10 protein-coding genes are annotated in these 12826 nt (G+C 72.4%); 7 read left to right on the top strand and 3 right to left on the bottom strand.

The genetic code is table 11. The annotated features are described in order from the left end of the window. Entirely contained in the window at positions 1–705 is a 705-nt protein-coding gene (locus MJ607_RS07400) for a DedA family protein (RefSeq protein WP_243074925.1), read from the bottom strand. Between the two features lie 41 nt (positions 706–746). Here MJ607_RS07400 and pabB point away from each other — a divergent pair, with 41 nt between their 5' ends. From pabB to holA, 5 genes are all read left to right on the top strand, one after another. Next, the gene (gene pabB, locus MJ607_RS07395) at positions 747–2048 is read left to right on the top strand and encodes an aminodeoxychorismate synthase component I (protein WP_243074924.1); all 1302 of its coding nucleotides are present in this window, start codon (positions 747–749) and stop codon (positions 2046–2048) included. A gap of 77 nt (positions 2049–2125) precedes the next feature. Then, positions 2126–4759 (top strand): leucine--tRNA ligase, encoded by a 2634-nt coding sequence (gene leuS / locus MJ607_RS07390; RefSeq protein WP_374238035.1) that lies wholly within the window; start codon positions 2126–2128, stop codon positions 4757–4759. A gap of 104 nt (positions 4760–4863) precedes the next feature. Next, entirely contained in the window at positions 4864–5457 is a 594-nt protein-coding gene (locus MJ607_RS07385) for a helix-hairpin-helix domain-containing protein (protein WP_243074922.1), read from the top strand. After that, positions 5454–7820, top strand: coding sequence for a ComEC/Rec2 family competence protein (locus MJ607_RS07380; protein WP_243074921.1), 2367 nt, complete (start codon positions 5454–5456; stop codon positions 7818–7820). Before MJ607_RS07385 ends, MJ607_RS07380 begins: the two co-directional genes overlap by 4 nt. 9 nt (positions 7821–7829) lie before the next feature. After that, entirely contained in the window at positions 7830–8867 is a 1038-nt protein-coding gene (gene holA, locus MJ607_RS07375; protein ID WP_243074920.1) for a DNA polymerase III subunit delta, read from the top strand. A 129-nt stretch (positions 8868–8996) separates the two neighbouring features. On the opposite strand, the gene rpsT is transcribed toward holA, so the two are convergent. Continuing rightward, positions 8997–9257, bottom strand: a complete 261-nt coding sequence (rpsT, locus tag MJ607_RS07370; protein WP_243074919.1) for a 30S ribosomal protein S20 — start codon at positions 9255–9257, stop codon at positions 8997–8999. 248 nt (positions 9258–9505) lie between these two features. Here rpsT and MJ607_RS07365 point away from each other — a divergent pair, with 248 nt between their 5' ends. Both MJ607_RS07365 and MJ607_RS07360 read left to right on the top strand, forming a co-directional pair. Further along, a complete protein-coding gene (locus MJ607_RS07365) occupies positions 9506–10855 on the top strand; it encodes a GH1 family beta-glucosidase (protein ID WP_243074918.1) in 1350 nt (449 codons plus the stop codon). After that, positions 10852–12099: an MFS transporter gene (locus MJ607_RS07360; protein WP_243074917.1), complete on the top strand. Its 1248-nt coding sequence runs from the start codon at positions 10852–10854 to the stop codon at positions 12097–12099. Before MJ607_RS07365 ends, MJ607_RS07360 begins: the two co-directional genes overlap by 4 nt. Here MJ607_RS07360 and MJ607_RS07355 read toward each other — a convergent pair. Further along, positions 12088–12813: an alpha/beta fold hydrolase gene (locus MJ607_RS07355; RefSeq protein WP_243074916.1), complete on the bottom strand. Its 726-nt coding sequence runs from the start codon at positions 12811–12813 to the stop codon at positions 12088–12090. The genes MJ607_RS07360 and MJ607_RS07355 overlap by 12 nt on opposite strands. Positions 12814–12826 lie beyond the last annotated feature (13 nt).

Raw genomic sequence — 12826 nt, 5'->3', positions numbered from 1 at the left:
TCAGTCTTCCATGTCCTCCTCGACATGACCTGACCGGAGGGTGTCCGAACGGCCCGAGATCTGGTCCTCCGCATGCAGGTGGCGGCGCTCGAGCCGCTCGATGAGCTTCTTTCCGAGGAAGACGAGGACGAGGAACCCGACGATCACGGCGACGAAGATGTAGCCCGCGTAGTGGAGCTGGTCGGCGAGTTCCCGATAGGTCCCCGCCGCGGCGGCGGACACGGAGATGAAGAGCGTCGCCCACACGACGCATGCGGGGGCGGTCCACGCGAGGAACCGCCGATACGAGTACCCGCTCATCCCGACCGTGAGCGGCACGAGCGAGTGGAGGACGGGCAGGAAGCGCGAGATGAAGATCGCGGGTCCTCCGCGGCGGCGCAGGTATCGCTCCGAGCGCTCCCATTTGTCGTCGCCGAGGCGCTGGCCGAGGCGCGACGCCCGGATCTTCGGGCCCAGGAACCGTCCCAGCCAGAAGCCGACGCTCTCGCCGATGAGCGCGCCGATGACGACCGCGATGCCGAGCAGGATTCCCTCGAGAGGGGATGCCACTGCCGTCCCCGCGACGATGACGATGGTGTCGCCCGGCACGACGAGCCCGATCAGGACGCTCGTCTCGAGCATGACCGCGATGCCGGCGACGATCGTCCTCACGAGCGGATCGACGCTCTGCACGGCGTCGAGGAGCCACGAGAGGAACTCGTTCACCCCCTGAGCCTAAGGGCGCAGGCGGGCTCTAGCCTGGGAGAATGTTCCGCCCGCTCGTCGCCACGCTGCTCGACGAGTGGATCGACCCCGAGACGGTCTATCTGGCCGGTTTCGCGCAGCGCGCGGACTCGTTCTGGCTCGACGCGGGGCCGGGTGCGACGACGGGCTGGAGTTGGGTCGGCGGGGGCTCGGTCGAGCCCGATCCGGCGGCCATCCGGGCACTCGCGTGCGCGGAACCGCCCGGCGAGCAGGCAGAGAGCGGCCGCTTCTCGGGCGGCTGGATCGGCTGGCTCGGGTACGAGGACGCCGCCGCGCGCGCGGGTGCACCGACGAGCCCGGTCGAGCCCGGCATCCCGCAGCAGCTGTGGCTGCGCGTCGAGCGGCACGTCGCGTTCGACCATGCGACGCGCCGGATCTGGGCGTTCGCGCCCGCCGACGAGATCGCCGCGTTCGCTCGCGACGTCGCGGCGTCGCACGCCGAGCCGGCGGAGGGCGAGCCCGAGCCCGTCACGGTGCGCGCGCGGCACGAGCCGGGGGAGTACGCCCAGCTCGTCGAGCGCTGCCGCGATGCGATCCGCGAAGGCGACGCGTATCAGCTGTGCCTCACGACGCGCTTCGAGGTCGACGCATCCGTCGATCCGCTCGCGGTCTATCTGCGCCTGCGTGCCCGCACGCCCGCGCACCACGGCGGTCTGATCCGGTCGGGGGTCGTCGCGCTCCTGAGCGCGAGCCCCGAGCTGTTCCTCGAGGTGCAGGACGGCGTCGTGCGCACGCACCCCATCAAGGGCACGCGTCCGCGGGGGACGGATGCCGCGTCCGACGCTGCGCTCGCGGCCGAGCTCGTGGCGAGCGTGAAGGAGCGCGCCGAGAACGTCATGATCGTCGACCTCATGCGCAACGACCTGTCGCGCGTGAGCGCGCCCGCTTCGGTCGCGGTCGACCGCCTGTTCGCCGTCGAGAGCTATCCCGCCGTGCACCAGCTCGTGAGCACCGTCTCGGGGCGCCTCGAGGCGGGGACGACGGTCGGCGGTCTGCTGGATGCCGCGTTCCCCGCGGGAAGCATGACGGGTGCACCGAAGCTCTCGGCCATGACGATCCTCCACGAGCTCGAGGCGGCCCCGCGCGGCGTGTTCGCCGGATGCTTCGGGTGGGTCGGCGACGACGGCGCGCTCGACCTCGCGATGGTCATCCGGTCGATCGTCGTGCACGCGGACGGCGCGTACGTCGGGGCCGGCGGCGGGATCACCTGGAGATCGGATGCCTCGGCCGAGGTGGCGGAGGTGGGCGTCAAGGCGCGCGGCCCCCTCGCTGCGCTCGGCGGCGAGCTGCCGCCCGGATGGTGAGCAGGCTCGGCCGGACGGCGAGCAGGCTCGGCTGGACGGTGAGCCGGCTGGGCCGGACGCGGGTCCGGTAACCTGGAATGCGCGTTTCGCGCGCCTTCCCGTCTTCGCACGATTGGTCCCCACACGTGTCCCAGAGCTCCTCGTCCCTGCCCGCCGCCGAGAGCGCCGCGTACGACGCGCACGCCGCCCAGGCCAAGTGGCAGGCCCGGTGGGCCCAGGACGACCCGTTCCGCGCCGGCGGCGAAGGAGACACGCGCCCCCGCAAGTACGTCCTCGCGATGTTCCCGTACCCCTCGGGCGATCTGCACATGGGGCACGCCGAGAACTACCTCTACTCCGACATCGTCGCGCGCTTCTGGCGTCACCGCGGCTACAACGTGCTGAACCCCATCGGCTGGGACTCGTTCGGCCTGCCCGCCGAGAACGCGGCGATCAAGCGCGGCGCCGACCCCGTCAAGTGGACGTACGAGAACATCGCGCAGCAGCGCGAGAGCCTCAAGGACTACGGCGTCTCGTTCGACTGGTCGCGCGTCCTGCACACGAGCGACCCCGAGTACTACCGCTGGAACCAGTGGCTCTTCCAGAAGCTCTATGAGCGCGGGCTGGCCTATCGCAAGGAGAGCCCCGTCAACTGGTGCCCCAACGACCAGACGGTGCTCGCCAACGAGCAGGTCGTCGAAGGGCACTGCGAGCGCTGCGGCGCCGAGGTCGTCAAGAAGAAGCTGACGCAGTGGTACTTCCGCATCACGGACTACGCCGACCGCCTGCTCGATGACCTCAACCAGCTCGAGGGCTTCTGGCCGCACAAGGTGCTGCAGATGCAGCGCAACTGGATCGGCCGTTCGGTGGGAGCCGACATCGACTTCGCGATCGAGGGCCGCGAGGGCGTCGTGACGGTCTTCTCGACGCGCCCCGACACGCTGCACGGCGCGACGTTCTTCGTCGTCGCGCCCGAGTCGGATCTCGCGGCGGAGCTCGCCGCGGGTGCGTCCGACGCGGTCCGCTCCCGCTTCGGCGAGTACCTCGCGGGCGTCCAGCGCGAGACCGAGATCGAGCGCCAGAGCACCGACCGCCCCAAGACCGGCGTCTTCCTCGAGCGGTACGCGATCAACCCCGTCAACGGCGAGCGCCTGCCGATCTGGGCCGCCGACTACGTCCTCGCGGACTACGGCCACGGCGCCGTCATGGCCGTGCCCGCGCACGACCAGCGCGACCTCGACTTCGCGCGCGCGTTCGACCTGCCCGTGCGCGTCGTCGTCGACACCACGGCGCCCATCACGGGCGCCATCCCGGTCATCGAGCTCGACGACGACGGCGTGCCGATCGATCCCGGCGCCGACGCCCTGACGCTCGACACGATCGATCCCGCCAAGACCGGCATCGCGCTCACGGGCGAGGGCCGCATGATCAACTCGGGCGCGCTCGACGGGCTCTCCAAGCGCAACGCGATCGCGCGGATGGTCGAGAAGCTCGAAGCGGCGGGCACGGGACGGGCGGCGAAGTCGTTCCGCCTGCGCGACTGGCTCATCTCGCGCCAGCGCTACTGGGGCACACCCATCCCGATGGTCCACACGCAGGACGGCCGCACCGTCCCGGTGCCCGACGAGCAGCTCCCCGTGCTCCTCCCGTCCGTCGAGGGTCTCGACCTCAAGCCCAAGGGCACCTCGCCGCTCGGCGGTGCGTCCGACTGGGTCGCGACGACCGACCCCGAGACGGGAGAGGACGCGCTGCGCGACACGGACACGATGGACACCTTCGTCGACAGCTCGTGGTACTTCCTGCGATACCTGTCGCCGCGCGATGCGGGCGAGGCGTTCTCGGCGCGCGAGGCCGGCAAGTGGGGTCCCGTCGACTTCTACATCGGCGGCGTAGAGCACGCGATCCTGCACCTGCTGTACGCGCGCTTCATCACGAAGGCCCTCTTCGACATGGGCCTCGTCGACTTCACCGAGCCGTTCTCCAGCCTCATCAACCAGGGCATGGTGATCCTGGGCGGGGCCAAGATGTCCAAGAGCAAGGGCAACCTCGTGCTCTTCCAGGAGGAGCTCGACGCGCACGGCGCCGACGCGCTGCGCGTCGCGCTGGCCTTCGCAGGCCCCGTCGAGGACGACAAGGACTGGGACGACGTCTCGACGACGGGTGCGACGAAGTTCCTCGCCCGCGCGTGGCGCATCGCGCACGAGGTGACGAGCAGCCCCGACGTCGTGTGGGCCGAGGGCGACGCGGCGCTGCGCCGCGTGACGCACCGTCTGCTCGCCGACGCTCCTGGGCTCATCGAGCAGACGAAGTTCAACGTCGTCGTCGCGCGCCTCATGGAGCTCGTCAACGCGACGCGCAAGACGATCGACTCGGATGCCGGCGCGGGCGATCCCGCCGTGCGCGAGGCCGCCGAGGCGATCGCGATGGTGCTCGACCTGTTCGCTCCGCACACGGCCGAAGAGATGTGGGAGGTGCTCGGCTACGACTCGTTCGTGGGTCTCGTGCCGTGGCGTCAGGCCGATCCCACGCTGCTCGTCGAGGACTCGGTCAAAGCGGTCGTGCAGATCGACGGCAAGGTGCGCGCCACGCTCGACGTGCCCGCGCGCATCGACGGCGCAGCCCTCGAGAGGCTCGCCCGCTCGGATGAGCGCGTCATCCGCTCGCTCGGCGATCGTCAGATCGTCCGCGCGATCGTGCGCCCGCCCAAGGTCGTGAGCTTCAGCACGCGCTGAGTCTCGCGCTGAGTCTCCTCCCCACCCCGCTGTGCGGGTCCGGTCATCCACGTCCGTGCTTCCGAGGCGGTCGGGGGTGATCGTCCCGCCCTAGCGTCGACCGCGTGACTGCGGCCGAAGACCCCGTGCAGGGCCGCAGGCGTCTGGGGGTCGGGGCGGCCGTCGTCGTGGTCCTCGCGGCGCTCGCGGTGACGGTGGGCATCGGCATCGTCCGCGGGGCCGCATCGCCGGTCGAGGCCGTTCCCGCGTCGGAGGGACCGGGGACGGATGCCGCACCCGCGGCATCCGTCTATGTGCACGTCTCGGGAGCCGTCGCGGCGCCGGGACTGTACGTCCTCGGCGAGCACGCCCGCGTCGTGGACGCGATCGCGGCGGCGGGGGGATTCACGGCGGAGGCCGACCGCGCCGCCGTGAACCTCGCGCGACCGCTGAGCGACGGCGAGCAGCTCGCCGTGCCCGTCGCGGGCGCCGCACCCGACCCCGGCGCCGGTGCGGCGCAGACGGACGGACGCGTCAATCTCAACACCGCGGACGCGGCGGCGCTCGACACGCTCCCGCGCATCGGGCCCGCGATGGCGGAGCGCATCATCGCGTGGCGCGATGAGAACGGCCGGTTCACGAGCGTCGAAGATCTCCTCGCGGTGCCCGGCATCGGCGACAAGATGCTCGAGGCCCTGCGCGACCAGGTGAGCGTGTGACCCGTCGGCTGCGGCGATTCCGCCTCGTGCCGGTCGCGCTGCTGGTGTGGGGGACGGCGGCTGCCGCGACGATGGTCCCCGCCATCGCGCCGGTGCTCGCGGCGGCGGCCTGGATCGCGACCGCGGTCGCGATGAGCCTCCTGCTGCGGCCGCATGCTCGGCTGGATGCTCGGCCGCATGCTCGGCGACGCGTCGCGGTCGTCGTCGTCCTCGCGTGTGCCGCTGCGGCGGTCGTCGCCTCGCACGTCGTGCTCGCCCAGCCCGCCCGGACGGCTCTCGTGACGCTCTCGGTCGACGGCGGACGGGCCGTCGAGCTCACGGCGCGGGTCGTCGGCAAGATCGAGCGGCGCGCCGCGACGGGCCAGCTCGTGTTCGACGCCGTCACGTCGCGCGCAGCGACGGGCCCTGTCGCGCGATCGGTCGACCTGCCGGTGTCGATCGGGGTGCAGCCGGATGACGTCGACGGGCTCGGGGAGCTCGACGTCGGGGCCGTCATCGTCGTTCGAGGGACGACGCGGCCCGCCGATCCGGGGGAGCGGTCGGTCGTGCTCGTCACGGCGTCGGCGGGTGTCGAGGTGGTCGAGCCGCCGTCGGGACCGGAGGCGCTCGCGGGGGCGCTGCGCGACGGCCTCGTCGCCGCGACGCGCGGGCTGCCGGACCCGGGAGGAGGCCTCGTGGCGGGACTCGCCGTCGGCGACACCAGCGGGGTCGGCGCAGACCTCGACGCCGCGATGAAGGCCTCCTCGCTCTCGCACCTCACTGCCGTCTCGGGAGCGAACTGCGCCCTCGTCGTCGGTCTCGCCTTCGCGGGCGCCGCGCTGCTCGGGGCGCGGCGTGGCGTGCGGGTCGGTGTCGGGATCGCCGCCCTCGTCGCATTCGTCGTGCTCGTGACCCCCGAGCCGAGTGTCGCGCGCGCCGCCGCGATGGCCGCCGTCGCGATGCTCGCCGTCGTCCTGGGCCGCTCGGCCGCTGGCGTCGCGGTCCTGTGCCTCGCGGTGACGGTCCTGCTCGCCGTGGATCCGTGGCTCTCCACCTCGCTCGGCTTCGCGCTCTCGAGCGTCGCGACGGCGTCGCTCCTGCTCCTCGCGCGCCCACTCGCGGCGGGGCTCGAACGATGGATGCCGCGCGCCCTCGCGCTCGGATTCTCGGTTCCGCTCGCGGCGCAGCTCGCGTGCGGTCCCCTCCTCGTCCTCATCGCGCCGACCATCCCGCTCTACGGCGTCATCGCGAACCTCCTTGCGGCGCCCGCCGCCCCGGTGGCCACCGTCGTCGGCCTCGCCGCGTGCCTCGCGCTGCCGATCCCGGTCCTGCAGTCTGGGCTCGCGGCGCTCGCGTGGGTGCCGGCGGCGTGGATCGCCGCGACGGCGACGACCTTCGCGGAGCTTCCCGGCGGACAGGTCCCGTGGCTCGAGGGCTGGTGGGGTCTCGCGGCACTCACGGTGCTCGGAGCGGCGGTCATCGTCCTCCTCGGGCCGCGATCGCATCGCACGAGGGTCGTCCGAGCCGTCGCCGGTGCGCTCGTCGCGGTCGTCGTGGGCGGCGTCGCGGGCGGAGCGGCCCTCGCAGGGCTGGCAGGGCCTCTGACGCTGCCGCCCGCGTGGGCGATCCTCGTGTGCGATGTCGGGCAGGGCGACGCCGTCCTCGTCCGCTCCGCGGGGGAGGTGGCCCTCGTCGACACGGGCCCCGATCCCGGCGCGCTCGAGTCATGTCTCACCCGCGCCGGCGTCGGACACCTCGACCTGCTCGTGCTGACGCACTTCGACGCCGACCACTCGGGCGGTGTCGATGCGGTCGTCGGCCGCGTCGACCAAGTCCTCCACGGTCCTCCCGGGTCCGACGCGCACGAGCACGTCCTCGACGCGCTCGCGCGGGGCGGGGCCACGCTCGTCGCGGCGCGCACGGGGCTCGAGGGCGAGCTGGGCGCGGCGGCCTACCGCGTCGTGTGGCCGCGTGCCGAGAGCCGCGCGTATCCACCGGGGAACGATGCGAGCGTCGTCGTCGAGATCCGCGGCGGCGGCATCCCTCCCGCCCTGTTCCTCGGCGACCTGTCGGCCTCGCCGCAGCGGGCCATCGAGGCATCGGGTGCGCTCGCTCCGCCGTACGACGTCGTCAAGGTCGCGCACCACGGAAGCGCCGACCAGGAGCCCGAGCTCTACCGGGCGGCGCGGCCGGCCGTCGCCCTCGTGACGGTCGGGCTCGGCAACGACTACGGGCATCCACGCCAGGAGATCCTCGACGTGCTGAGCGAGCTCGGCGCGGTAGTCGCGCGCACGGATCGGCAGGGCGTCGTCGCGGTCTGGATCGGTGCGGGGTCGCTCCAGGTGTGGCGCGAGCGGGCCGTCGGGGTCGGACCCGCTGGCTAGGCTGGACGCATGGCACCGACCCCGCGACGCACCGCTCCCGCGAAGTCGCGCAGCGCCATCCCGCAGCTGTCGTGGCGCGACCCGCAGCCCGCGCCCATCGTGCTCGTCTCCGGGCCCGAAGAAGTGTGCGCCGAGCGGGCGACCGCCGCCGTGCGGGACTTCCTGCGCGCCGAGGATCCGAGCCTCGAGGTGACGGACGTCCGGGCCGACGACTATTCGCAGGGCACGCTCCTCGCCGTCACGTCGCCGTCGCTCTTCGGCGAGCCGCGCCTCGTGCGCGTCTCCGGCGTCGAGAAGTGCTCGGATGCGTTCCTGGCCGAGGCGCTCTCATACCTCGCGGCGCCGCAGGACGGCGCCACGGTCGTCCTGCGCCACACGGGCGCGAGCGTGCGCGGCAAGAAGCTGCTCGACGCGATCCGCGCGGGCGAGGGCGGCGGCGTCGAGGTGCCGTGTCCCGCCGTCAAGCGCGACGGCGACCGCTTCGACTTCGCCGCGGGCGAGTTCCAGGCGGCGAAGAAGCGCATCACCCCGACGGCGCTGCGCGCGCTCGTCTCGGCGTTCGCCGATGACCTCACCGAGCTCGCGGCGGCATGCCAGCAGCTCATCGCCGACGTCCCGGGCGACATCACTGATCAGATCGTCGAGCGATACTACGGCGGCCGCGTCGAGACGTCGGCGTTCACGGTCGCCGACACGGCGATCGCGGGCCGCTACGGCGAGGCGCTCATCGCGCTGCGCCACGCCCTCGCCTCGGGCGCCGACCCCGTCCCGATGGTCGCGGCGATCGCCTCCAAGCTGCGCACGATGGCGCGTGTCGCCGGCCAGCGCGAGCACTCGGCCGCCCTCGCCGCCCGGCTCGGGCTCAAGGACTGGCAGGTCGACCGCGCGCGGCGCGATCTGCAGGGGTGGTCGGAGGCGACGCTCGGCATGGCGATCCAGGCGGCCGCGCGCGCCGATGCCGAGGTCAAGGGCGCGTCGCGCGACTCCGTGTTCGCGCTCGAGCGTCTCGTCACGGTCATCGCGACGCGCGCGCCCTTCGCGTCCTGAGCCTCTCTTCGCCTGCGGCAGAGTGCGGGTCCCGCGCACGAGCACCCGCGCATGCCGCAGGCGAGCGAACAGCGCGGCGTGAACGACGAAGGCCCGCCCCAGCGGGACGGGCCTTCGTGAGAAGTCGGCTCAGAGAGCGGCGACCTGCTTGGCGATGGCCGACTTGCGGTTCGCCGCCTGGTTCTGGTGGATGACGCCCTTGCTCACGGCCTTGTCGAGCTTCTTGGTCGCGGTGCCGAGAGCCTTCTCAGCAGCGACCTTGTCGCCCGCGACGACGGCCTCGCGCGTGCGACGCACGGCGGTGCGGAGCTCGCTCTTGACAGCCTTGTTGCGCTCGTGCGCCTTGTCGTTGGTCTTGTTGCGCTTGATCTGCGACTTGATGTTAGCCACGTGTCGACGTTCTTTCGTTCGGAGTGAATCGGTTGATTGCCGGTGAGCGGTAGAGGGGCGCCTCCGGCGGCGTGCAGGGTGGGACCCACACGCAAGCCAATCACCGAGTCTACCAGGTTCGCTTCGATGGCTCGATTCGGCGGCACGGCGCGTGTCCCTGTGGATCGCCGTCGCCGGGATGGCCCGTCATGAGGGATGATCGGAGGCGTCGTGCCCCCGGACGACGCCGAGAGCGAAGGAGCTCCGCCATGCCTGCACGCCCCGATACCGCCGCTCTGAGCGGAGTCCGCTGGTCGGTCGCGACCGCCGCCTTCCAGATCGAGGGCGCGCGCGACGCCGACGGCCGCGGGCGCTCCATCTGGGACGACTTCGTCGAGACGCCGGGCGCCGTGCGCGACGGCTCGACGGCGGAGCCGGGTCCCGACAGCTATCGACGGCACGCCGACGACGTCGCACTCGTGCGCGCACTCGGCGTCGATCGCTACCGCTTCTCGGTCTCGTGGGTGCGCGTGCAGCCCGACGGGCGGGGCCCCGCCAACGCCGCGGGGCTCGCGTACTACGACCGGCTCGTCGACGACCTGCTCGCGGCAGGTGTCACGCCGCTGCCGACGCTGTACCACTGGGACCTCCCCTCGACCCTCGAGGCCGAAGGGGGCTGGCTCGACCGAGCGACGGCCGAGGCGTTCGGCGACTACGCGGAGCTCGTGGCATCCGCCCTCGGCGATCGCGTGAAGCACTGGTACACGATCAACGAGCCCGTCTCGACGTCGCTGCAGGGCTACGCCATCGGCGAGCTCGCCCCGGGCCGGACGCTCCTGTTCGACTCGCTCCCGACGGCGCACCACCAGCTGCTCGCGCACGGGCGCGCGACCGCGATCCTCCGCGCGCACGGCGCCGAGACGGTCGGCATCGTCAACAACCACACGCTCGTGCAGCCGGCGACGGATGCCGAGGCCGACCTCGTCGCCGCGCACGTCTACGACGTCGTGCACAACCGCATCTTCGCCGACCCCGTCCTGCTCGGCGCCTATCCCCATCTCGAGGTCCTCGGCATCCCGCCGATGCCCGTCCAGGACGGCGACCTCGAGGCGATCGGCGCGGCGATCGACGTCTACGGCCTCAACTACTACAACCCGACGACCGTCGCCGCTGCGCCGGACGAGAGCCCCGTCCCGTTCGAGATCGTGCCCACGCCCGGCGCTTCGCACACGGGCTTCGGCGAGCTGTGGCCCATCGTGCCCGAGGCGCTCACCGAGCTGCTCGTCCAGTTCGACGCGCACTACGGCGCCGCGCTCCCGCCCATCGTGATCGCCGAGAACGGGGCATCCTTCCCCGAACCCGACCACGCCGACGCGCCGATCGACGACACCGACCGCATCGACTACCTCGCGGGGCACATCGCGGCGATCGGCCGCGCCCGCGAGAGCGGGGTGCGCGTCGAGGAGTACACCGTGTGGTCGCTGCTCGACAACTTCGAGTGGGCCGACGGCTTCACGCAGCGGTTCGGGCTCGTCCATGTCGACCACGACACGGGGGAGCGCACGCCGAAGGCATCGTTCGACTGGTACCGATCGCTCATCGAGGAGGCGCGCGCATGACTCGCACGCAGGGACGCGTCGGCGCGTCGTGGTTCGTCCTGTTCACGCTCGCGTGGCTCGCTCTGTGGACGGTGCAGCTGACGCCGCTCCAGCTGCTCATCCCGCTGCAGCTCGACACGCCGGACGATGCCGCGGGCTGGGTCTCGGGCGTCGTCTCGTCGGGTCTCGTGCTGGCCGCCGGCGGCATCGCGGGCGTCATCGCGGGGCCGCTCGCGGGTGCCCTCTCGGACCGCACACGGGGGCGGCGCGGTCGTCGCCGCCCGTGGGCGCTCGCGGGCATCGCGATGGCGACGGTGTCGCTCGTGGGCATCTCGTTCGCCGAGGGCCCGTGGGGGATCGGCCTCGCGTGGGTCGGCGTGTCGATCGGCACGGCGGTGGCCTCGGCCGCGTTCACGGCGCTCATCGCCGATCAGCTCACGACGCAGCGCGGCGCGGCCTCGGCGGCTGTCTCGTCGTCGCAGGCGCTCGGGATCGTGGTCGGCGTCGGGGTCATCGTGCTGCTCGAGCTCGGCGTCGTGACGGGCTACCTCGTACTCGCGGCGTTCCTCGCCGTCGTCGGCACCGCGGGAGCCCTTCTGCTGCCCGACCCGCCCGCCCCCGCCGAATCGGCGGTCGCGCGTGAGGCGCGCACCGTCGGGGAGCGGCTCGCGGCGCTGCGCGATCACGACTTCGCGTGGATGCTCGCGGGGCGACTCACCGTCAACATCGGCAACGCGCTCGGCACGGGGCTGCTGCTCTTCTTCCTGCTCTACGGCCTGCACCGCGACGCGGCGGGGGCCGAGGACGAACTGCTGCTGCTGATCCTCGTCTACACGCTCTTCGTCGTCGTGTCCTCGATCGTGTCGGGGCGCATCTCCGACCGCACAGGGAAGCGGATCGGGATCGTCGTGGGTTCGGCGCTCGTGCAGGGCGCGGCATCCGTCCTCATCGCCTTCCTCCCGTCGTTCGAGACGACGATCGTCGCGGCGGCGCTGCTCGGCGTCGGCTACGGCGCGTACATGTCGGTCGGCCTCGCGCTCGGCACCGACCTGCTGCCGTTCCCCGAGGACCACGCGCGCGACCTCGGCTTCGTCAACGTCTCGGCGAGCCTCGGGCAGCTGCTCGGCCCGCTCATCGGCGCGGGGCTCGTCGCGCTCATCGGCGGGTTCTGGCTGATGTTCCTGGTCGGCGGGATCCTGTCGTTCGCGGGCGGCGCGATGACGCTCGCGATCCGCCGGCGGACGCCGGCCCCCTCACACGTCTGACGCGTCGATCGTCGCGATCGCGAGGTCGATCAGGGCGTCTGCGACCTCGGGGCGCATCACGGTCACGTGGTGCGTCGTCCGGGGGACGACGATGAGCTCGGCGTGCGGAGCCGTGGCGAGGAAGAGTCGCTCGTTGACGCGCAGCTGGTCGTACTGCCCGTTGAGGAACCACAGCGGAACGTCGATGCGACGGAGCGCCGCGAGCAGATCGAGCACCGACAGGCTGCGCAGCGCGGTGTCCTGCGCGTCCAGCGCATAGCCGCCGGCGCCGAAGTCGGCACGCGTCTCGGCCGGCAGGATGCGGTCGAGCATGCGGTCGGTGAGCCACATCCCGCGGTCCGGAAGCGCGTCGAAGCCCCGTGCGAGCAGGCGATACGTCTGCAGGGCGACGCCCCGGGGGATCGCGGTGCAGGATGCCGCGATGAAGCCCGCGACAGGCGGACGGTCTTCGGCGCCCACGTATTCGATGCACAGCAGCCCGCCCATCGAGTGCCCCGAGAGCAGCACGGGACCCTTCTGGGCAGCGCGGCGCACGGCCTCGTCGATCGTGGCGAAGGCGCCCGCGAGGGTGAACTCCTCGCTCATCCGGCTCCCGTGTCCCGGCAGATCGACCGCCGTGACGGGGTTGCCTCGCGCCTCGAGGTGCTCGACCTGGGCGCGCCACATCGTCGCCGAGGTCCGGATGCCGTGCACGAGCACCACCTGAACCGTCATGGTGCCAGCGTAG

It is taken from the genome of Microbacterium sp. SS28 (assembly GCF_022761035.1).
Classification (GTDB): Bacteria; Actinomycetota; Actinomycetes; order Actinomycetales; family Microbacteriaceae; genus Microbacterium.
This window is presented reverse-complemented; position numbering and strand designations above follow the sequence as displayed.